Here is a 21,169-nt window from a genome sequence, read left to right on the forward strand (position 1 = left end):
CTCCTGTCATGGCTCTCGGGTACGTCCGCCCGGCGCGTCCGGAGGACGCCGGCGAGATCGCACGCATCCAACTGGCGACCTGGCGGGTCGCCTATCGACGCATGCTGCCCAGACACGTGCTCGACAACCTGGACGAGGCGTGGCTGGCCCGGAGGTGGAGCGCGGCGATCGAGGCACCGCCGTCCGCCGGGCACCGGGTGCTGGTCGCCGTCGAGCAGGCCGAACAATCGTATCTGGTGGGGTTCGCGGCATCCGGGCCGGCCGACGAGGAGGCCCTGGCCCCCGGTGAGCCGGCCGAGGCGCTCGGGACCGGCGTGGCCGCCGTGACCGACCTGCTGGTCGAACCGCGCTGGGGTCGGCGGGGGCACGGCAGCCGACTGTTGGCGGCCAGCGTCGACCTGTGGCGGGAGGACGGTTTCACCACCGCCGTCGCCTGGGCCTTCGAGGGCGATGCCGCGATGCGCAAGTTCCTGGGCAGCACCGGCTGGGAGCCCGACGGGGCCGCCCGGGCGCTCGACGTCGACGACATGCTGGTGGCGCAACTGCGTCTGCACGTCTCGCTGGCCCCGGCCACCGACTGAACCTCACTCGCTGGAGCCTCGGGGCACGGTCCGAACCTCACTCGCTGGAGCCTCGGGGCACGGTCCGAACCTCACTCGCTGGATCCTCGGGGCACGGTCCGAACCTCACTCGCTGGATCCTCGGGGCACGGTCTGGCCGACCGGTGTCGACGCGTCGACCGTCAATACGTTTGACGGAGCGCGTGTGCCGCAACTAGCCTCGCTCCGTGTCCAGCCCCGAGGCATCCAGACGCCAGCCACCGGTCGTTCGGTGGCTGCTTGTGCTCATGCGCTGAGGAACTGCCGATTCTGAGGCAGCGCGCATCTCTTCCGCACCGGTCACCGAACCACCGTCGTACGGGCTGATTCTCCCGGATATCGCATCACCCACCGTAGCCACCGTCTGGCCGTGTCCGTGGTGTCGCCTCCCGGGTGCCATCCCCCTTGGCGCGGTGGTCTCCGTGCGCCCGGCTGGACGAATGTCTGCGGGCATCACCGGCTCCGCTGTGACTCACCGCGTCCTCCTCGTCCATCCACGACGCGTCTACGGAGTGGTCATGCCATTCGCCATCTACCTGCTCGGGCTGGCGGTCTTCGCCCAGGGAACGTCCGAGTTCATGCTGTCCGGCCTGGTCCCGGACATAGCCGGTGATCTGCGGGTATCCGTCCCAGCCGCCGGAGCGCTGACTTCGGCCTTCGCCGTAGGAATGATCATCGGTGCGCCGCTGATGGCCATCCTCAGTCTGCGGTGGCCGAGGCGACGGGCACTGCTGGTCTTTCTGAGCACCTTCATGCTCGTACACGTCATCGGGGCGGTCACCACCAGCTTCGGTGTCCTGCTGGCCACCCGGGTCGTCGGAGCGCTGGCCAACGCCGGGTTCCTGGCCGTGGGTCTGGCGACGGCGACCGGCATGGCCGGGCCCAACGCCAAGGGACGGGCCGCCTCCGTACTGCTCGGTGGAATCACCCTCGCCTGCATCGCGGGGGTGCCCGCCGGTGCCGTACTCGGGCAGCTGTGGGGCTGGCGTGCCGCCTTCTGGGCGGTGGCCGTCGTCTCGGTGCCGGCCATCTTCGCGATCCTGCACTCGGTTCCGGCCGTGGCACCCGACGCGGCCGTTGCCGGTGCGCGACAGGAACTGCGGGCGCTGTACCGGCCCCGGCTGATCGTGACCCTGCTCCTTGCCGCGCTCGTGAACGGAGCGACCTTCTGTACCTTCACCTACCTGGCCCCGGTGATCACCGACGTCAGTGGCTACGACCAGAAGTGGGTGCCGGCGCTGCTGGCGATCTTCGGCCTGGGGTCGTTCGTCGGGGTGACCGTCGCCGGCCGCATGTCAGACGCGCAGCCGATGCGGCTCCTGGTGCCCGGTGGTCTGGCCCTGTTCGTCGGCTGGCTGCTGTTCACGCTGACCGCGGACCACGCGGCTGCGGCGTTCCTGCTCGTCTTCGTGCAGGGGACGCTCTCCTTCGCCGTCGGCTCCACGCTGATCACGCGGGTGCTGTACGCAGCCGGTGAGGCACCGTCCCTGGGTGGCTCGTACGCGACCGCCGCCCTCAACGTGGGCGCGGCCGTCGGCCCGCTGCTGGGCGGTGCCGTCATCGGTGCCGGGCTCGGCTACCGCTCCCCGCTATGGGTCAGCGCGCTGCTGGTGGCGCTGGCGTTCGTCACGGCGGGGCTGGCCGAGGCGGTACGGCGGGCCAGAACGGACCCGCACAGGAACGTGAGCACCTCCTAGGCGACCGGTGTCGGCCGGTGGGCTGGCACGGGTCCGGGCCAGCCCACCGGCCGTCGCGTCGACTGTCCTGGGTGCCTTCAGTCGAGCAGGGCGTCCAGGCCGACGGTGAGACCGGGCCGGTTCGACACCGAACGAACCGCCAGCAGTACCCCGGGCATGAACGAGGCACGATCGAACGAGTCGTGCCGGATGGTGAGCGTCTCGCCCGCCGTACCGAAAAGGACCTCCTGGTGGGCGACCAGGCCGGTGGCCCGTACCGCATGCACCCGGATTCCGTCGATGTCGGCCCCCCGCGCGCCGGCCACCTCGTCGGTGGTGGCGTCCGGCGGAGCTGCCAGGCCCGCCTCGGCGCGGGCCTGCGCGACAAGCCGCGCGGTGTGCGTCGCGGTGCCGCTGGGCGCGTCGAGCTTCTTCGGGTGGTGCTGCTCGATGATCTCGACAGACTCGAAGTACCGGGCGGCCCGGGCGGCGAACTGCATCATCAGCACCGCACCGATCCCGAAGTTGGGGGCGATGACGACGCCGACCCCGGGCCGGTGCGACAGCCAACCGCGCACCTGGTCCAGCCGCTGCTCGGTGAAGCCACTGGTGCCCACCACCACGTTGATGCCCTGGTCGATGCCCCAGTTCAGGTTGTCCATCACCGTGTCCGGGGTGGTGAAGTCGACCATCACCTGCGCCCCGGCGTCCGCGGCCTTGGACAGTTGGTCACCCTGGTCGATCGTCGCTACCAGCTCGAGGTCCTCGGCCGCGTCGACTGCCCGGCACACCTCCAGGCCCATCCGGCCCCGGGCACCCAGTACCCCGACCCGCAGCGTTCCCGCCGATGTCCTGCCCACCGCTGCACGCTCGTCACTCACGGGGCACAACCTATCCCAGCACGGACGTAGCCACGCAGCGGGCGCGGATGTCCCACGTATCGGACCCAGACGGGTCTCAGTCCGTGACGGTGAAGTCGTCCTCGCCGAACGGCCCGACCACGGCCAGCGACATCGGGCGGGACAGCAGGTCGGCGGCCAGTGTGTTGACCTCCTCCGCGCTGACCGCGTCGACCCGGGCCAGCAGTTCGTCGACGGAGAGCAGGTCACCGTAGAGCATTTCGCCCTTGGCCAGCCGGCTCATCCGGGACCCGGTGTCCTCCAGGCCGAGCACGTACGACCCCTTCGCCATGCCCTTGCCCCGGGCCAGTTCGGCCTCGGTGATCCCGTGCGCAGCCACCTCGGCCAACTCGGTACGGATCAACTCCAGGACCTCGTCGACCTTGCCGGGCGCACAGCCGGCGTAGACGGCGAACAGGCCGCTGTCGGCGTACTGGCTGGCGTAGGAGTAGACCGAGTAGGCCAGCCCCCGCCGTTCCCGGATCTCCTGGAACAGTCGGCTGGACATTCCGCCACCGAGCACGTTGTTGAGTACGCCGAGGGCGAACCGCCGCTCGTCCAACCGGTCGATGCCGGGGCAGCCGAGTACGACGTGCGCCTGCTCGCTCTCCCGGTGCTCGACCAGGGTGCGGGCCGGCAGCGTACGGATCGTCGGCGTGGCCGGTCGGGGCGCCGCCGGCTGGGCCGGCTCGGTGTCCAACGGGGTCCCCTGCAACGCCTGGCGCACCTGCTTGACCACGGTGGTGTGTTCGAGGTTGCCGGCGGCGGCGATCACGATGGATGGCGGAAGGTAACGCCGCCGGTAGAAGCCCTGGATCTGCCGGCGGCTCATCGGGGAGATGGTCTCCTCGGTACCCGAGATGAGCCGGCCGAGCGGATGGTCGCCGTAGACCGCCTGGGCGAACAGGTCGTGCACCTCGTCGCCCGGCTCGTCCTCGTGCATGGCGATCTCTTCGAGGATCACGCCGCGTTCGGTCTCCACGTCGGCGCTGTCGAGCACCGAGTCGGCGACCAGATCGCACATCACGTCGATCGCCAGGGGCAGGTCGGCGTCCAGCACCCGGGCGTAGTAGCAGGTGTATTCCTTCGTGGTGAAGGCGTTGGTCTCCCCGCCGACGGCCTCGATCTCGGCGGAGATCTCCAGGGCGTTGCGCTTCCGGGTGCCCTTGAAGAGCAGATGCTCCAGGAAGTGGGAGACCCCGGAGAGGGAACCGGTCTCGTCCCGGGAGCCGATCGCCACCCAGATGCCGAACGACACGCTGCGCATCGTCGGGATCGCCTCGGTGAGCACCCGCAGCCCGCTGGGTAGTACGGTGCGGCGCACGGTGCCGCCGAGCGGGTCGGTGGTCAGGGTACGGGTGACCGCCCTGGACGGCGCGTCACCGCCGGCCCCGGACGGGCCGGTCCCGCGTCCCCGTCGCTGGTGCGACTGCCCAGCCCATCCCGCTCCACGCCGTCCCGGGGAATCTGCTGATCGTTTCGCCCGACTCAAGGGACCATGACTCCTAGATTCGACGGGAGGGGACTCGGCGGAGCTGGCGGTACGGCGGCGGGGTCACCCGCCGCCGTACCCGCTGGGTCAGCTGTGCCGGCTACGGTCAGCTGTGCCGGCTACGACGACGACGCGGACCGCCTTCGCCCTCACCACCGCCGGACTCGCCGCCCTCCCGGTCACCCCGGCTCGGGCCACGGTCGCCACGCTCCCGGTCACCCCGGTCACGCGGACCACGGTCGCCCCGGTCCCGGCCGGCCGGGCGCTCGCCGCCGGCAGCCTCGGCCGGCTCGGCCTCACCCTCGGCCCGCACCTTGTCCAGGTAGATCTTGCCCCGGGCGTCGATGTCGGCGATCTGCACCTCGACCTTGTCGCCGACGTTGAGGTAGTCCTCGACCCGCTCGACCCGCTTGCCGTCGCCCACCTTGGAGATGTGCAGCAGACCGTCCCGGCCCGGCAGCAGGCTGATGAACGCCCCGAACGCCGCGGTCTTCACCACGGTGCCGAGGAACTTGTCGCCGACCTTGGGCAGGGTCGGGTTGGCGATCGCGTTGATCCGCTCCACCGCGGCCTCGGCCGACGGGCCGTTGGTCGCGCCGACGTAGATCGTGCCGTCGTCCTCGATCGAGATCTCGGCGCCGGTCTCGTCCTGGATGGCGTTGATGGTCTGCCCCTTCGGGCCGATCACCATGCCGATCTTGTCGACCGGGATCTTGACGGTGGTCACCCGCGGCGCGTAGTCCGACATCTTCGCCGGGGACTCGATCGCCTGCTGCATCACGTCGAGGATCGTGGTCCGGGCCTCGTGCGCCTGCTGGAGCGCGGCGGCCAGCACGTCCGACGGGATGCCGTCGAGCTTGGTGTCGAGCTGCAACGCGGTGACGAAGTCCGGGGTGCCGGCGACCTTGAAGTCCATGTCACCGAACGCGTCCTCGGCACCGAGGATGTCGGTCAGCGTCACGTACTCGGTCTTGCCGTCGACCTCGTCGGAGATCAGACCCATGGCGATACCGGCGACCGGTGCCTTGAGCGGCACACCGGCCGAGAGCAGCGCGAGGGTGGAGGCGCAGACCGACCCCATGCTGGTGGAGCCGTTGGAGCCGAGCGCCTCGGAGACCTGGCGGATGGCGTACGGGAACTCCTCACGGCCCGGCAGGACCGGGATGAGGGCCCGCTCGGCCAGCGCACCGTGGCCGATCTCGCGCCGCTTCGGCGCGCCGACCCGGCCGGTTTCACCGGTGGAGTACGGCGGGAAGTTGTAGTTGTGCATGTAGCGCTTGGACTTCTCCGGGGAGAGGGTGTCCAGCGACTGCTCCATGCGCAGCATGTTGAGCGTGGTGACGCCGAGGATCTGCGTCTCGCCCCGCTCGAACAGCGCCGAGCCGTGCACCCGGGGCAGCACCTGGATCTCGGCGGTCAGCGGCCGGATGTCCCGAGGGCCCCGACCGTCGATGCGGACCTGCTCGCGCAGTACGCGGGAGCGGACCTCGGACTTGTTCAGCGAGCGGAACGCCGCGCCGATCTCCTTCTCGCGGCCCTCGAACTGGCCGGCGAGCTGCTGGCACACCCTGTCCTTGATCCGGTCCAGGGCGTCCTCGCGCTCCGCCTTGCCGGCGATCTTCAGCGCCTCGGCGACCTCGCCCCGACCTGCGGCGGCGACCGCCTCGTAGACGTCGTCGGCGTAGTCCAGGAAGACCGGGAACTCGGCGACCGGCTTGGCCGCGACCTCGGCCAGTTCGCTCTGCGCCCGGCACAGTTCCCGGATGGCCGGCTTGGCCGCCTCCAGTCCGCTGGCCACGACCTCCTCGGTCGGGGCGGTCGCGCCACCGGCGACCAGTGCGACGGTGTGCTCGGTGGCCTCGGCCTCGACCATCATGATCGCGACCTCGCCGTCGGGCAGCGTACGGCCGGCGACGACCATGTCGAACGTGGCGCGGGCCAGCTCCTCGTGGGTCGGGAACGCCACCCACTGGCCGTCCACGTGCGCCACCCGGGTCGCCCCGATCGGGCCGGAGAACGGCAGGCCGGAGAGCTTGGTCGACATCGAGGCGGCGTTGATCGCCACCACGTCGTACGGGTGCTGCGGGTCGAGCGCCAGGACGGTCTCGACGATCTGCACCTCGTTACGCAGGCCCTTGACGAACGACGGGCGCAGCGGCCGGTCGATCAGCCGGCAGGTGAGGATCGCGTCCTCGCTGGGCCGCCCCTCGCGCCGGAAGAACGAGCCGGGGATGCGGCCGGCGGCGTACATCCGCTCCTCGACGTCCACGGTCAGCGGGAAGAAGTCGAACTGCTCCTTCGGCTGCTTGCTGGCCGTGGTGGCGGACAGGACGACCGTCTCGCCGAGCTGGGCGAGTACGGAGCCGGCAGCCTGCCGGGCGAGCCGGCCGGTGGAGAAAATGATCTCCCGGGTGCCGAAGGCCCCGTTGTCGATCACTGCCTTGCTGTGTTGGTTGCCGAGATTGGTCTGCTCGGTCATGAGTGTTTCGCACTCCTCTGGTCGTGGGGCTCACGACCTGTGGAGCTGTTCACGCGGCCGGTCTTCGATCGAAGCGCCCGGGGTACCGGCTGATGCCGGCCGGCCCGGAGGCCACTACCGGAGACCGGTGCGCCGGCTCCCCATCGGGTGGTCGCGCTGGCCCCTCTTCAGGTGGTCAAGCTAGCGGGGGAGCGGCTCTGTCAGCCGCTCCCCCGCTCACGTCACCGCCGCAGTCCGAGTCGCTCGATCAGCGACCGGTAGCGGTTGATGTCCTTCTTCTGCATGTAGTTCAGCAGCCGCCGGCGCCGGCCGACCAGCAGCAGCAGACCACGACGGCTGTGGTGGTCCTGCTTGTGCACCTTCAGGTGCTCGGTGAGGTCGGCGATCCGCTTGGTCAGCACCGCAACCTGCACCTCGGGCGAACCGGTGTCACCCTCGACGGTCGCGTACTCCTGGCGGATCTTGGCCTTGGCTTCCTGGTCGAGCGCCATTTTCTCCCTGTTTCAGTGGGTTTGTCGTTACGATCCTCGCCCGATCCGGAGACCAGACGCGGATGACCCCGCACCCGCGGCGTCGTGCAGGCACGCGGGGACCCGTCGGTGACCCGACGTCCCGGCCAGGTTACCAGCCTTCGGCCAGTAGCTCACCTGAAGGGCACGCCGACGCCCGTACGTAGATCGTCAAGGAACCCGTACGTAGATCGTCAAGGAACGCCGCGAAGCTCAGGACAGGACCTGTCTGGCCTGCGCCACGTCCTCGTTCATCTGCGCCAGCAGCGGTTCAACCGCGTCGTACCGGCGCATCTCCCGCAGGCGCGCGACGAAGTCCAACGCGAGGCGTTCGCCGTACAGGTCACCGTCGAAATCGAGGACGTACGCCTCGACCCGGCGCTCCCGCCCGGAGAAGGTCGGGTTGCTGCCGATCGACACCGCCGCCGGCAGCGCCACCGGCTGGTGCCCGGAGCGGCCACGCGTCGAACGGGTGCCGTGCCGGATCAACCAGGCCGCGTAGACGCCGTCCGCCGGCACCGCCGCGTACCGGTGGCAGAGCAGGTTCGCCGTCGGGAAGCCCAACTCACGTCCCCGCTGGTCACCGCGTACGACCACGCCCTCCAGACGGTGCGGACGGCCCAGTGCGGCGGCTGCCGCCACCACGTCCCCGGCGTCCACCCCGGCCCGGATGTAGGTGGAGGAGAAGACCGTGCCCTCGTCGGCGACCAGCGGCGGCGCCTCGACGCTGAAGCCGAAGGCCCGCCCGAGCCGCTCCAGCAGCTCCACGTTCCCGGCCGCCCGGTGCCCGAAGCGGAAGTTCTCCCCGACCACCACCACCGCAGCGTGCAGGTGGTCGACCAGGATGTCGTGGACGAAGGCCTCGGCCGACAGCCGGGAGAAGTCTGGGGTGAACGGCACCACACAGAGCACGTCGACACCGAGCGCCTCGATCAGTTCCGCCTTACGGGCCGGCTCGGTCAGCACCGCCGGATGCGAGCCGGGTCGGACCACCTCCGCCGGATGCGGGTCGAAGGTGACCACCACCGACTGCACACCCAACTCCCGGGCCCGCCGGACGGCGTGCCCGATGGTCGCCTGATGCCCCTTGTGTACGCCGTCGAAGACGCCGATGGTGACCACCGACCGGCCCCAGCCGCCCGGAACCGCGTCGTACCCCCGCCACCGCTGCATGCCTGCTCTCCCTGCCCTGCGCTCCCCCGCCGGTCGACCGGCGGTGTCCCTGTCCTGCCGCGTCGTACTGTCGTCCCGACCGGTCACCGGCATCAGGCCGGTGACAGCACGATCTCCGCACGCGCCCGACCGTCCCGCTCCCGGACGATGGCGATCAACTCGCCGTCCGGGCCGAGGACCGCGTACGGCCCATCGATGCCGACCCGGTCCAGCGGCCCCCCGTGCGAGAGCACCTTCGCCTCGTCGACGCTGGCCTCGCGTACCGGGAAGAACCGGCGGGCGGCGACGCCGATCGGCAGGTTGACCACGGCCGGGGCGCGTTCCTCCAGTTCGGGTAGGGTCGCCGCCTCGGCCAGGGTGAACCCGCCGACGGCGGTACGGCGCAGCGCGGTCAGATGACCGCCGACCCCGAGCGCGGCCCCCAGGTCCCGGGCGATGGCCCGGATGTACGTCCCGGACGAGCAGGTCACGTCCACGTCCACGTCCACCACGTCGGGTGTGTCCCGTCGGATGGCGAGTACGTCCAGCCGGGAGATGGTCACCCGACGGGCGGCGAGGGCGACCGTCTCGCCGTCGCGTACCCGTTTGTAGGCCCGCTGCCCGTCAACCTTGATCGCGCTGACCGCGCTGGGCACCTGGTCGATCTCGCCGGTCAGCGCACCGAGCCCGGCGTGGATGCCCGCGTCGGTCACCCCACCGGCCGGGGTGGTCGCGGTCACCTCGCCCTCGACGTCGTCGGTGATCGTCGACTGCCCGAGCCGGATGGTGGCGGTGTAGGACTTGCCTGCTCCGATCACGTACGTCAGCAGCCGGGTTGCCCGACCGACACCGATGACCAGCACCCCGGTCGCCATCGGATCCAGCGTGCCGCCGTGCCCGACCCGCCGGGTCCGGGCCAGCCGGCGGATCCGCGCCACCACGTCGTGCGACGTCATGCCGCCGGGCTTGTCGACCACGATCAGACCATCCGAACTCACGACGCAAGCCTGCCAGACGCCGACCCGCCCACCGCGTCGGCCCGGAAGTACCGGCGTTCAGGGGCTGATCGGATCTACCCCGACACATCGACCTCGAACATGATCATTCATTTGTACGATTCCACCCGACGGGGAAGGACCAGATGGACACCGAGACCGACCAGTCCGCCGACCGCCCGGGCGGCCAGTCAGTCGGGTCGCCGATACCACCGGCCGGCAGCGAGGCCCCGACCGTGGCCACCGACGACGAGCCGCTACGGGTCCCGTCGTGGATGCACGAGCCGGAGGTCCAGCAACCGATCGGGCTCGGGGACCGGGTACGGCTGGCCTGGGAGCGAGCCGGCGGCGGACTGCTCCTTGTCGTATCCATCACGCTGGCCGTCGGGCTGGTCGGGCTGACCGCCTGGGGCGCGGTCAACCGCTGGGGGCACTACACCGGTCCTGACCGACCCAATCCGACCAACGAGGTTCTGCCGACCAGTGCGGTCGGGTTCCGGGGCCAGACCGGACTCTTCGTCGGCACGCCTGCGGAGTCCTTCCCCGAGGGCGAGACGGGGATCGTCCTGCCGGCGGTCACGCCGCAACCGCCCTTCACCGCGAAGCAGGTCAGCGACGGGCTGGCCAAGGTCCGGCAGGCTCTCGTCCTGGGCCGGCTCGACATCGACATGCGGCTCGGTAACCCGGAGAAGTTCATCGCCCTGTTCGCCAAGGACGCCCAGGAGGGCCTACGCGCGGACTTTCGTTCCGGACAGTTCGCCAGCTACGCCACCCGGTTCGGGCCCGACGCCCGTTCCGCGATCGAGAAACCACGCGCCAGGGGCCAGATCACCTACCGGTCGACCAGGGACGAGAACGGGTACCGGGTGTTGGAGATCACCACGAAGTTCGTGTGGGTCTATCCCTTCGACGTGCCGAACATGACTCCCGGGGACGCGCTCGTCGTGGTGGGAGACGAACTCGTCTGGCACATCCCGCACCCGGACGACGTACGCGCCTCGTCGCGAGGACTCTGGCTGGCCACCAGCCAGTCCTACGCCTCGAACATCAACTGCGGACTGCTCGACCAGGGTCTGATCGACGTGGACACCCTGCGGGGGTTTCCGCAACCGCAGAAGGGACCGGTGCCGGACGTCGATCCGGACGCCGCGTACGACGTCGAGAAGTCGCTGACCCTGCCGGACACCTGCTGACCCAATGCGGTGCCGGGCCGGCGGCGGAACGGCTGCCCGGCCCGGCCCGACGGTAGAGGTCAGGTCGTACCGGCATGAGGCAGTTCGGTACGACCGTAGTAGGACCGCAGGTCAGCGGACCGCGCCGACGACCGCCCACCGGCCGGACCGGATCCGCCAGAGCAGGGTGGCCAGGCGGACCACCATGAACAGGGAGAGACCGGCCCAGATCCCGCCCAGCCCGAGGTCGAGGAGGTAGCCGGTCCAGATCGCCGGCAGGAAGGCTCCGAGTGCTGCGGCAATGGTGACGTTGCGCAGGTAGCGGACGTCACCGGCCCCGATCAGCACCCCGTCCAGGGCGAACACGAGACCCGCCACCGGCAGCATCGCCACGAACCACGGCCAGGCGATCATCGCCTGGTCCCGTACCTGGGGATCGGCGCTGAACCAGGTGGGGATCACCCCGGCCCCCACGCCGATCAGCACAGCGAAGCCGACACCACACACCCCGCTGATCACCGTGACCCGACGGGCCAGCCACCGGGCCCCGGCGGCGTCGTCCCCACCGAGCGCGGCGCCGATCAGGGACTGGGCGGCGATGGCCAGCGCGTCCAGCACCAGGGCGGTGAAGAACCACAACTGGATGGCGATCTGGTGGGCGGCGACGCTCGCGGCACCGAACCGGGCCGCCACGGCGGTGGCCGACAGGAAGCTGGCCTGGAAGGCGAGTCCGCGCAGCAGTAGGTCGCGGCTGAGCACGAGTTGCCGCGCGATCATCCGGGGGTGGGGGCGGAGCGACACCCGTTCGGTGATCAGCGCCCCGACGAACAACAGTCCGGAAAGGGTCTGGGCCGCCGCGTTGGCCACGGCCGACCCCACCAGACCGAGGCCAACGGGATAGACGAGCACCGGACAGAGCACCGCGGAGAGCAGGTTCGGGCCAAGCACGAAGTACAGCGGCCGACGGGTGTCCTGCACCCCACGCAGCCAGCCGTTTCCGGCGGCGGCCAGCAGCAGCCCGGGGGCACCCAGGGAGGCGACCCGGAGCCAGTGCGCCGCCGTCTCGGCGACGTCGGGGCCGCTGCCGGCAACGGCACGCGCCAGCGGCTCGGCCCCGATCTGGATACCGAGGACCAGCACCAGGCCGGCGGCCAGCGCCAGCCACGACGCCTGTACGCCCTCGGCCACCGCCGCCGCCCGGTCGCCGGCACCGAACCGGCGGGCCGACCGACCGGTCGTGCCGTACGCGACCACGGTGCCGATCCAGGCGGCGATGGTCATGACCGTGCCGCCGATGGCCAGGGCGGCCAGCGGAATCCGCCCCAGGTGGCCCACCACGGCGGTGTCCACCAGCACGTACAGGGGTTCGGCGGCCAGCACCACCAGGGCCGGCAGGGCCAGCCCGACGATCCGCCGTACGGATGCGCCGGTGTCACGGTCGAGCGGCGCGGTGGACTGTCCCATGGAGGATCATCCTGGCACGGTCCGGTAAGGGTTGCAATGCGGCAGAGCACTTACCAGCGGGTGGCCGCCCCCAGGGGTCAGCCGCGGTGCGCATCGACCCGTCCGGGGCTGCGTCGGCACAGGTGCGCCGACGCAGCCCCGGTCCGGTACGCGGACCTTCCCCGCCCGGACGGTGCCTACCGCAGCAGGGTCAGCGCCTTCGCGACACCCGGGTCGCGACCGGCGGACAGGTCTGCGGCGGTCATCGGGGCCCGGTGGTCCGGGGCGACGCCGATGGTGTTGACGACCTCCCGGTTCGCCCCGATCTCGTGGCGCCTGGGCAACATGATCATGCTGTCGTCGTCGAGTTGGAACGGTTCGCCCGGACCGGACACGGCACCAGCGGTACGGGTACCGACCAGGGTGCCGAGGCGGAGATCCTTGACCGTACTGGCAAAGGAGTCGCAGGCCGAGGCGCAGTTACGGTCGGTGAGCGCGACGAGGGGCAGATTCAGCAGCGGCACCGAGTCGTCGGTACGGTTGGCCGTGCAGTCCCCGTGCACGTCACACCAGTAGCTGGTGATCCGGTCGTGTGCCCAGGCACCGAGCAGTCGGGCCACCTCCTTCGGACTGCCACCGCCGTTGCCGCGCAGGTCGAGGACGACCCCCCGCAGCGTCCTGTCCGCCCCCAGGTCCGCGATGGCCCGGAGCACCTGGTCGGCCAGCCCGGGCGCGAAGGCCGGCATCCGGACGTAGGCGACGTCACCGGGCAACAGCCTGGACTCGACCGTAGGACGCTCCTCCGGGATCGGGACCGGGGTCACCGTGACGGTGAAGGTCCTTCCGGTGGCCGGGCGGCGTAGCGTGAGCCGTAGCGGATCGTCCTTCGTCGCCGTCCGGAACCAGGTGAGGACCCCCTCAGCGACCACCCCGTTGACGATCGGCGGCACACCGTTCACGGCGACGACCTCGTCGCCCGGCCTGATCCCGGCCCTCGCCGCCCCGCTGCCCGGCGCGACCGCCGTGACGAACATCGGCGGGGTGCCCGCCGGATCGGGACCGTCGGGGTGCAGGCCGGAGAGCCGTACACCGACCGGTGCTGCGGCCGATGACGATGACGGCCGACCCCAGCGTGCGTGGTTGTCGTCGAGGCTCTCCACCATGCCCTGGATGGTGGCTTCCGCGACCGCCTGACGGACTGCGGGGTCCGCCGGTAGTGCTGCGACGATCTGCTCGTAGACGCGGCTGAACGCGGCCCAGTCGGCGTCTCTTTCGCCGGTGAGCGCCGGCATCGTGGCCTGAGGCTGGTCCAGCCCACGGCGTTGCAGTTCCTGCGTGAGCGCGGCGAAGGCCGGGACCAACAGGGCACGGGAGTTCAGCACCGGCCCGCCGTGGTAGTTGTCGAAGATGCAGTGGTACGCCTGCCCGATCGTAATGACGGTGGTGGGTTTCGCCGGAGGCGGCGAGGACGGCGAGGACGGCGACGGGGACGACGACGGGGACTGGGACGGCGAGGACGGCGAGGACGGCGAGGACGGCGAGGACGGCGAGGACGGCGAGGACGGCGAGGACGGCGGGGGCAGGGTTGCACATGCCGGTGGGCGGTTGACGGACGGGTCGACGGTGGTGGCCGTGGCAGCCACGGTGCTTCTGGCATATCCGGCGATTGCGGCCGACACGACCAACACGGCCGCCACGGCCAACGATTTCTTGCTCCTCATGGCCGCTCACATTCGCGGTTGTGCCGTTGCGGGGGCGTGAACGCATCCGTTAACACCGCTGTAGCGGTGCGCCTGGTACAGAGATGGCATGCGAATCCTGGTGGCCGAGGACGAGAAGCTGCTGGCCGACCTGGTAGCCGAAGGGCTACGCAGACACGCCATGGCGGTGGACGTGGTCTACGACGGTGCAGCCGCATCGGAACGTCTCGCCGTTCACGACTACGACGTGCTCGTACTCGATCGTGACCTGCCGGAAGTGCACGGCGACCTGATCTGCCGGAATCTGGCACAGACCGCCGCACGTACCCGGATCCTGTTGCTGACCGCCGCAGCCTCGGTGCCCGAACGGGTCGCCGGGCTGGCGCTCGGCGCCGACGACTACCTGCCCAAACCGTTCGACTACAGCGAACTCGTGGCGCGGGTGCAGGCCCTCGGACGACGCAGCCAGGCCCCGGTTCCGCCGGTCCTGGAACGAGCCGGGATCGTGCTCGACACTCCGCGCCGCCAGGTCAGCCGTGACGGACGTCACCTGTCGCTCTCGGTCAAGGAGTACGCCGTACTGGAGGTGCTGATGCGGGCGAACGGTACCGTCGTCAGCGCGGAGACCCTGCTCGAACTGGCCTGGGACGAGAACGTCGACCCGTTCACGACCGTGGTCCGCGTCATCATCAGCAGGCTGCGCGCCAAACTGGGCGACCCGCCCTGCATCCACACCGTCCCCGGCGTCGGATACCGGCTGTGAAACGTCACACGGTACGGATGCGACTGACCGCCGTCTACACGGGGCTCTTCCTTGCCACCTCGACGGTCCTGCTCGTCACGACCAACCTGCTGCTGAAAGTCAATCTGCAGAAGCGGTTCGAGGGCATCAGCGTCCATCCTCCCGAGGAACTGGCCGGGCCACCGACAGGCCTGCCGGGCGGCCCGCCGGTCGATCCGCCGGCCGCGCCCCCACAACCGCTGGCCGGAAAACTCCGGGTCCTGCCCGACGAGGTGCTCGCGTACCAGTGGACCATCGCGGGGATCACGATCGTCGTACTCACCGTCGCGTCGATCGCCATCGGCTGGTGGCTGGCCGGTCGCCTGCTGCGCCCACTGCACCACATCACGGGCACCGCGCGACGGCTGTCCCTGTCCAACCTGCATGAACGGATCGCGCTCACCGGCCCACGCAACGAGCTGACCGAACTGGCCGACACGTTCGACACCATGCTGGAGCGGCTGGAACGGTCCGTGGACAGCCAGCGCCGGTTCATCGCCAACGCCTCGCACGAACTGCGGACCCCGTTGGCCATCCAACGCGCGGCGATCCAGATCGGTCTCGACAGTCCCTCCCCCGAGCGGCTGGCCAGGGTCCGGGAGGAACTGCTCGAGGTCAATCGGCGCAGCGAGCGGTTGATCGGCGGGCTGCTCCTCCTCGCCCAGGGGGAACATGGGCTGAGCACGACCGAGCCGGTAGCCCTCGATCTCCTCGTACGTCGAGCCGCCAGCGAAACACCGGTCACCGGTATCACGATCAGACAGGACATCGAGCCGGTCACGGTCACCGGTGACCCGGTGCTGTTACACCGGCTCGTGGCCAACCTGGTGCACAACGCCGTCCGGTACAACCGACCCGACGGCGTGGTCGACATCCGCGTCACTGCCGCCGGCAGCCTGACCGTCCGCAACAGCGGCCCCGAGATACCCGAGAGCCGCATCGACGAACTGTTCGAGCCGTTCCGCAGGCTGCACACGACACGGACCGGGTCGGCCGACAGCGCCGGACTGGGACTTTCGATCGTCGCCGCCATCGCCCGTGCCCACGACGCCGGCATCACCGCCCGCCCCAATCGGGGCGGTGGCTTGGAACTGACCGTGCAGTTTCCCGTACAGCAGGGCTGAGCTGCGGGGGAATCTCGTGCCGCCTACTGACGGGTGTCCATCGACGTCTGAAGCGCGCGACGCGCCTGCTCACGGGCGTCGTCTTCGGTGTTCTCGGGCTGAGGCTTGGCTGGCATGGCGGATCCTTCCCAGGGTGCGAGCCACCACACTGGCGGCCCGGCAGGCGGTTGCTGGTGCCGCTGGCTGACGGTCCGGGATCACCGGAGCGGCTGGCCGGGGCAGCGTAGGCCCGGGTCGGTCAACCCTGGAGGGAGGCGGAGCCTGGATATGCACCACCGCCCGGAACGGCGCCACCATTGGCGGCCCCAGATCCGTTCCCAAATTATCGTTAAGGTCCCCCGCTGTTCGTGGTGTTCCCGAAATCTGGACAGTTGCCCGGCGACGAAGGTCACCGGGCGAAGAAGTGCCAGCCCACCCACCACCAGAACCCGAACACCCCGAGCCTGCCCACGGGCACCGGGCCGACCTCGTACTGCATGACATAGGCACAGACGTCGCTGAAGGTCGGTATCCGGGAGCCCTCCCGGCGGGCGGCCCACTCCAGCACGGCGAACAGGACGATCGCCAGCGCGAACCCACCGATGGCCAGCAGGCGCATGCCGCTCATCGTCGCACCAGGCCCCAGAACGTCATCAGCCATCCGAAGTACGCCGCCGACCGGACCAGCTCGTCCTCCAGCAACGGATCGGCCAGCCGGGAGAAGGTCGGGAACTCGTCCCCGGCGTTGATGATGAACGTGGCTCCCTCGAACAGGCCGAAGACCATCACCGGCAACAGCCACCAGACCGCGCCCGACCCCAGCCGGGCCGGCGGCCGACGACGGGAGACCCGGTTGGACAGCCCCAGCCAGATCAGCGCCCCGCCGGTGCCCAGCGCGTAGAGGTTGGCCTGCGCGGAGAAGGACGGCAGTTGGCCACCGACCAGAGACAGGCAGGCGATTACCGGAATCGATACAACCGGTTTGTCCCAGGTCCGTGGCACCTCTGCGGTGATCTCCGGCGGCTGCTCCATCCTCCGATTGTTCCCGAGGCGTTGGCGGCCGAAAAGGGCAACACTCCCCGGATTACCCCTGATCTTCCGCCTTGATGATTGCGCGATCCAACTCGGACCGGATGGCACCGATGACATCGACGGCCGTACCCAGGCCGGTGAACCCGGCCGCCGAGCGATGTCCTCCACCGCCGAGGGCGACGGCGACCTGGCTGACGTCCACCCCGCCCTTGCTGCGCATGGACACCGCCCACTGCCCCTCGGTGACCTGCTTGACCACGCAACTCACGTCGGCCTCGGCCGCGCAGCGCACCGAGTCGATCAACGGCTCCAACACGTACGGCCGCTGTCCGTGGCGGGCCAGGTCGTCGAGGGTGGCGAAGGTCCACACCAGTCCCAGCCCGCTGGCCGCCTCCGGCTCGAGCTGGACCCGGCTCAGCACGTCACCGTAGAGCCGGATCGCCCCGAACGGCCGAGTGTCGAATATCTGACGGGAGATGTCCCCCGGCCGGATGCCGGTGGCCAGCAGGCGCGCGGCCATCTCGTGCACGGCCGGGGTGGTCATGGCGAAACGGAACGAGCCGGTGTCGGTGGCCAACGCGACGTACAGGCACTCGGCGATCTCAGCGTCCAACGGCACGTCGAGCCGGGCCAGTAGCCCCTCCGCGACGACCGAGGTGGCCGCGGCCCCCGGATCGATCAGGTTGATCTTTCCGAACCGGGTGTTCGAGGCGTGATGGTCGAGCACCACCGCCGTACCCGCCCGATCGAGCCGGTCCACCAGGTCGCCGAGCCGGGACGCGCTGGCTGCGTCGAAGCACATCACCAGGTCCGGATCGGGATAGGCCTCGTCCGCCGGGACGAGCAGATCGAGGCCGGGCAGACCGAGCAGCGGTTCGGGTACCTCCGGTGGGCCGGGGAAGGTGGCCTGTAGCTGCCGGACACCGAGTCGGCGCAGGCCGAAGGCGAAACCGAGCATGCTGCCGAGCGCGTCACCGTCGGGATTGACGTGACAAATCAACAACACCCGACCATCCGGGGGCAGACCACGTACCGCAGCGACCGCCGCAGCCCAGTCAGCCTCGGTGGGTCCGGCCTGGCCGGACCCGGTCGCCGGCACCGGCTTCTCGGCGAGAGCGGCCCCGGCGGAGCCGGTGAGGGCAGTCACCGCCGGTCCTCGGGGGCGCCGGTCGGCTCGTTGCCCTCTTCGTCCTCGTCCTCGTCCTCGGTCCGGTACGGCTGTGCCTCGCCGGCGTACTCGGCCTGCGCAGCCAGCCGTTGCACCTCAGCGTCGGCGTTACGAGCCGCGGCCAGCAGGTCGTCGATGTGCTTGACCTGGTCCTGGACGTTGTCGAGGACGAAGGTCAGGGTCGGCGAGTGCCGCAGTCCCAACGCCTTTCCGACGGTGCTGCGCAGCATGCCCTTGGCGCTGTCCAACGCCGCCGCCGTGGCCGTCTGGGCCGCCGCGTCACCGAGCACCGTGTAGTAGACGGTTGCGTCGCGCAGGTCCGGAGTGATCCGCGCGTCGGTAATCGTGATCATGCCGAGCCGAGGATCCTTGATCTGGGTACGCACCACCGAAGCCACCAGCTCACGCACGCGCTCAGCGTGCCGGCGCACCTTGGCCGGGTCCGTCATCTCCGCACCTCCACGGCATCTTGCTCCCGGCCGGGACCGGTGGCGCCATCCGCGCCACCGGAGCCGGACCGGCCAACGTCAGGAACACTACCCGCGCTACGGCGGGGCACGCTCGTCCCGGCCACCCGTCCATCGGACGCGTTTTCCGGGCCGCATTTCAGTCGTCGGCGCCGTGTAACCGCCGCCGTACGGACAGCAATTCAATCTCCGGTCGACCCGCCACCAGACGCTCGCAACTGTCGAGCACCTCAGTGACATGACCGACCTCAGCAGCCACTACAGCCACTGCAATTTCCGCCCGCCCGTGCAGGTCGAGAGCACCGACTTCAGCAGCCGAGACCTCGAACCGGCGCAGGGCGGCCACGATGGGCCGTACGTAGGATCTCTTCGCCTTCAGCGACCGGGAGTCGCCGGGCAGAAGAATGTCGAAGACCGCAGTTCCGGTAAACATCGTGACGCAGAATACCCGTCATTCCAGCTACAAGATCAAGGGGTTTACGCCCGGTCGGACGTAAACCCCTTGATCCTGTTTTCACACCTGTCAGGTGCGGGGCTTCTCCCGCATCTCGAAGGTCTCGATGACGTCGCCGACCTGGACGTTGTTGTAACCACCCAGGGTCAGACCGCACTCGAAGCCCTCACGGACCTCGGTGGCGTCATCCTTGAACCGCTTGAGCGAGCTGATCGTGAGGTTGTCCGCGATGACCGCCCCGTCGCGCAGCAGGCGCGCCTTGGCGTTCCGGCGGATGGTGCCCGACCGCACGATACAACCGGAGATGTTGCCGATCTTGGACGAGCGGAACACGTCGCGGATCTCCGCGGTGCCGAGCTCGACCTCCTCGTACTCCGGCTTGAGCAGGCCCTTGAGCGCCGCGTCGATCTCCTCGATGGCCTGGTAGATGACGGTGTAGTACCGGATCTCCACGCCCTCGCGGTCGGCCATCTCGCGGACCTTGTTGGAGGCCCGCACGTTGAAGCCGATGATCGTGACAGCCTCGGTGGACGCGCTCGCCAGGTTGACGTCGCTCTCGGTGATCGCGCCGACGCCCCGGTGGATGATCCTGAGCTGGACCTCCTCCGGAATATCGATCTTGAACAGCGCATCCTCGAGCGCCTCGACCGAACCCGAACCGTCGCCCTTGAGCACCAGGTTGAGCGAGGTCTTCTCGCCCTCCTTGAGCTGCTCCATGAGCGTCTCCAGCGTCGCCCGCCCACGCGAGTTCGCGAAGGCAGCCGCCCGCCGCCGGGCCTGGCGCTGCTCGGCGATCTGCCGCACGGTCCGGTCGTCCTCGGCGGCGAGGAACGTGTCCCCCGCGCCGGGCACGGCCGTCAGACCGAGCACCATCACCGGGCGGGACGGACCCGCCTCAGCGACCGGATTGCCGTTCTCGTCGAGCATGGCCCGCACGCGACCGTGTGCCCCACCGGCGACGATCGAGTCACCGGCCCGCAGCGTGCCCTTCTGGACCAGCACCGTCGCCACCGCACCACGTCCCTTGTCCAGGTGCGCCTCGATGGCGACACCCTGGGCCGGGCCGTCGATCGGAGCAGTCAGCTCCAGCGACGCGTCGGCGGTCAGCAGGACCGCTTCGAGCAGGTCGTCGATGCCGATACCCGGCTTCGCCGCCACGTTGACGAACATGGTGTCGCCGCCGTACTCCTCGGCGACCAGTCCGTACTCGGTCAGCTGCTGGCGGACCTTGTCCGGGTTGGCCTCCGGCTTGTCGACCTTGTTCACCGCGACCACGATCGGCACGTCGGCCGCCTTGGCGTGGTTGAGCGCCTCGATCGTCTGCGGCATGACGCCGTCGTCGGCGGCGACCACCAACACCACGATGTCGGTGACCTGGGCACCACGGGCACGCATGGCGGTGAACGCCTCGTGACCCGGGGTGTCGATGAAGGTCACCGCGCGGTCGATGCCCTCGTGCGGCACGTGCACCTGGTAGGCGCCGATGTGCTGGGTGATGCCACCCGCCTCGCCGGCCACGACGTTCGCCTTGCGGATCGCGTCGAGCAGCTTGGTCTTACCGTGGTCGACGTGACCCATGACGGTCACTACCGGCGCTCGGCTGACCAGGCGGTCCTCGGCGACCTCGGCGTCGAGGTCGATGTTGAACTGCGCCAGCAGCTCGCGGTCCTCGTCCTCCGGGCTGACGATCTGCACGTCGAAACCGAGGTGCTCACCCAGCAGCAGCAGGGTGTCGTCGGAGCACGACTGGGTCGCGGTGACCATCTCGCCCAGGTTGAACATCTCCTGGACCAGCGAACCCGGGTTGGCGTTGATCTTGTCAGCGAAGTCCGACAGCGAGGCACCGCGCGACAACCGTACGACCTGACCCTGACCCCGGGGGGCACCCGAGCTCATGGTCGGTGCGGACAGGTTGTCGAACTCTTGTCTGCGCTGCTTCTTGGACTTGCGACCGCGCGCCGGCTTGCCGCCCGGACGCCCGAAGGCACCCGCAGCACCGCCACCGCGACCACGACCACCGCCGCCAGGACGGCCCGCGCCACCGGCAC

At 69.9% G+C, this 21,169-nt stretch carries 20 protein-coding genes; 6 read left to right on the plus strand and 14 right to left on the minus strand.

Annotation, left to right across the window (positions count from 1 at the left end; all coding sequences use genetic code 11):
* Nucleotides 1-8: 8 nt before the first annotated feature.
* Nucleotides 9-581: a GNAT family N-acetyltransferase gene (locus ACFQ4H_RS26535; protein ID WP_377575614.1), complete on the plus strand. Its 573-nt coding sequence runs from the start codon at nucleotides 9-11 to the stop codon at nucleotides 579-581.
* Nucleotides 582-1,117: 536 nt separating this feature from the next.
* Nucleotides 1,118-2,296 (plus strand): Cmx/CmrA family chloramphenicol efflux MFS transporter, encoded by a 1,179-nt coding sequence (locus tag ACFQ4H_RS26540; protein WP_377575617.1) that lies wholly within the window; start codon nucleotides 1,118-1,120, stop codon nucleotides 2,294-2,296.
* Nucleotides 2,297-2,373: 77 nt separating this feature from the next.
* Here ACFQ4H_RS26540 and dapB read toward each other — a convergent pair whose 3' ends face one another.
* The 6 genes from dapB to truB all read right to left on the minus strand — a co-directional run bounded on the left by dapB (nucleotide 2,374) and on the right by truB (nucleotide 9,804).
* Nucleotides 2,374-3,165, minus strand: a complete 792-nt coding sequence (gene dapB / locus ACFQ4H_RS26545; protein ID WP_377575620.1) for a 4-hydroxy-tetrahydrodipicolinate reductase — start codon at nucleotides 3,163-3,165, stop codon at nucleotides 2,374-2,376.
* Nucleotides 3,166-3,232: 67 nt separating this feature from the next.
* Nucleotides 3,233-4,525, minus strand: coding sequence for a M16 family metallopeptidase (locus tag ACFQ4H_RS26550; protein WP_377575667.1), 1,293 nt, complete (start codon nucleotides 4,523-4,525; stop codon nucleotides 3,233-3,235).
* A gap of 247 nt (nucleotides 4,526-4,772) precedes the next feature.
* The gene (locus ACFQ4H_RS26555) at nucleotides 4,773-7,145 is read right to left on the minus strand and encodes a polyribonucleotide nucleotidyltransferase (protein ID WP_377575622.1); all 2,373 of its coding nucleotides are present in this window, start codon (nucleotides 7,143-7,145) and stop codon (nucleotides 4,773-4,775) included.
* A gap of 221 nt (nucleotides 7,146-7,366) precedes the next feature.
* Nucleotides 7,367-7,636 carry a 30S ribosomal protein S15 gene (gene rpsO / locus ACFQ4H_RS26560; protein ID WP_377575625.1) on the minus strand — a complete coding sequence of 90 codons (270 nt, stop codon included), beginning with the start codon at nucleotides 7,634-7,636 and terminating at the stop codon, nucleotides 7,367-7,369.
* A gap of 231 nt (nucleotides 7,637-7,867) precedes the next feature.
* Nucleotides 7,868-8,827 carry a bifunctional riboflavin kinase/FAD synthetase gene (locus ACFQ4H_RS26565; protein ID WP_377575628.1) on the minus strand — a complete coding sequence of 320 codons (960 nt, stop codon included), beginning with the start codon at nucleotides 8,825-8,827 and terminating at the stop codon, nucleotides 7,868-7,870.
* 92 nt (nucleotides 8,828-8,919) lie between these two features.
* Nucleotides 8,920-9,804 (minus strand): tRNA pseudouridine(55) synthase TruB, encoded by an 885-nt coding sequence (truB, locus tag ACFQ4H_RS26570; RefSeq protein WP_377575630.1) that lies wholly within the window; start codon nucleotides 9,802-9,804, stop codon nucleotides 8,920-8,922.
* Nucleotides 9,805-9,947: 143 nt separating this feature from the next.
* Between truB and ACFQ4H_RS26575 the strand changes: the two genes are divergently transcribed.
* A complete protein-coding gene (locus tag ACFQ4H_RS26575; RefSeq protein ID WP_377575633.1) occupies nucleotides 9,948-10,994 on the plus strand; it encodes a hypothetical protein in 1,047 nt (348 codons plus the stop codon).
* Nucleotides 10,995-11,105: 111 nt separating this feature from the next.
* On the opposite strand, the gene ACFQ4H_RS26580 is transcribed toward ACFQ4H_RS26575, so the two are convergent.
* On the minus strand, nucleotides 11,106-12,437 hold the full coding sequence (locus ACFQ4H_RS26580; protein ID WP_377575636.1) for an MATE family efflux transporter: 1,332 nt from the start codon (nucleotides 12,435-12,437) through the stop codon (nucleotides 11,106-11,108).
* Nucleotides 12,438-12,613: 176 nt separating this feature from the next.
* Nucleotides 12,614-13,798, minus strand: a complete 1,185-nt coding sequence (locus ACFQ4H_RS26585; RefSeq protein WP_377575639.1) for a S41 family peptidase — start codon at nucleotides 13,796-13,798, stop codon at nucleotides 12,614-12,616.
* Between the two features lie 25 nt (nucleotides 13,799-13,823).
* Between ACFQ4H_RS26585 and ACFQ4H_RS26590 the strand changes: the two genes are divergently transcribed.
* From ACFQ4H_RS26590 to ACFQ4H_RS26600, 3 genes are read left to right on the plus strand one after another with little or no spacing between them, the layout of a single operon-like run.
* Nucleotides 13,824-14,177, plus strand: a complete 354-nt coding sequence (locus ACFQ4H_RS26590; protein ID WP_377575642.1) for a hypothetical protein — start codon at nucleotides 13,824-13,826, stop codon at nucleotides 14,175-14,177.
* A gap of 48 nt (nucleotides 14,178-14,225) precedes the next feature.
* The gene (locus tag ACFQ4H_RS26595) at nucleotides 14,226-14,879 is read left to right on the plus strand and encodes a response regulator transcription factor (protein WP_377575645.1); all 654 of its coding nucleotides are present in this window, start codon (nucleotides 14,226-14,228) and stop codon (nucleotides 14,877-14,879) included.
* A complete protein-coding gene (locus ACFQ4H_RS26600; RefSeq protein WP_377575647.1) occupies nucleotides 14,876-16,021 on the plus strand; it encodes a sensor histidine kinase in 1,146 nt (381 codons plus the stop codon). The genes ACFQ4H_RS26595 and ACFQ4H_RS26600 overlap by 4 nt, the downstream gene beginning before the upstream one ends.
* A 388-nt stretch (nucleotides 16,022-16,409) precedes the next feature.
* Here ACFQ4H_RS26600 and ACFQ4H_RS26605 read toward each other — a convergent pair whose 3' ends face one another.
* The 6 genes from ACFQ4H_RS26605 to infB form a co-directional block, all read right to left on the minus strand.
* Nucleotides 16,410-16,619 carry a DUF6186 family protein gene (locus ACFQ4H_RS26605; RefSeq protein WP_377575671.1) on the minus strand — a complete coding sequence of 70 codons (210 nt, stop codon included), beginning with the start codon at nucleotides 16,617-16,619 and terminating at the stop codon, nucleotides 16,410-16,412.
* 5 nt (nucleotides 16,620-16,624) lie between these two features.
* Nucleotides 16,625-17,032 carry a hypothetical protein gene (locus ACFQ4H_RS26610; protein ID WP_377575650.1) on the minus strand — a complete coding sequence of 136 codons (408 nt, stop codon included), beginning with the start codon at nucleotides 17,030-17,032 and terminating at the stop codon, nucleotides 16,625-16,627.
* 52 nt (nucleotides 17,033-17,084) lie between these two features.
* The gene (locus tag ACFQ4H_RS26615) at nucleotides 17,085-18,131 is read right to left on the minus strand and encodes a DHH family phosphoesterase (protein WP_377575674.1); all 1,047 of its coding nucleotides are present in this window, start codon (nucleotides 18,129-18,131) and stop codon (nucleotides 17,085-17,087) included.
* Between the two features lie 44 nt (nucleotides 18,132-18,175).
* Nucleotides 18,176-18,649: a 30S ribosome-binding factor RbfA gene (rbfA, locus tag ACFQ4H_RS26620; RefSeq protein WP_377575653.1), complete on the minus strand. Its 474-nt coding sequence runs from the start codon at nucleotides 18,647-18,649 to the stop codon at nucleotides 18,176-18,178.
* A gap of 157 nt (nucleotides 18,650-18,806) precedes the next feature.
* Complete coding sequence (locus ACFQ4H_RS26625; RefSeq protein ID WP_377575656.1) at nucleotides 18,807-19,100, minus strand: DUF503 domain-containing protein; 294 nt, start codon at nucleotides 19,098-19,100, stop codon at nucleotides 18,807-18,809.
* 90 nt (nucleotides 19,101-19,190) lie between these two features.
* Nucleotides 19,191-21,169, minus strand: a 1,979-nt coding sequence (gene infB, locus ACFQ4H_RS26630) for a translation initiation factor IF-2 (RefSeq protein WP_377575658.1), incomplete at its 5' end; no start/stop codon positions are given.

Source organism: Micromonospora sonneratiae, from assembly GCF_042679305.1.
Classification (GTDB): Bacteria; Actinomycetota; Actinomycetes; order Mycobacteriales; family Micromonosporaceae; genus Micromonospora_H; species Micromonospora_H sonneratiae.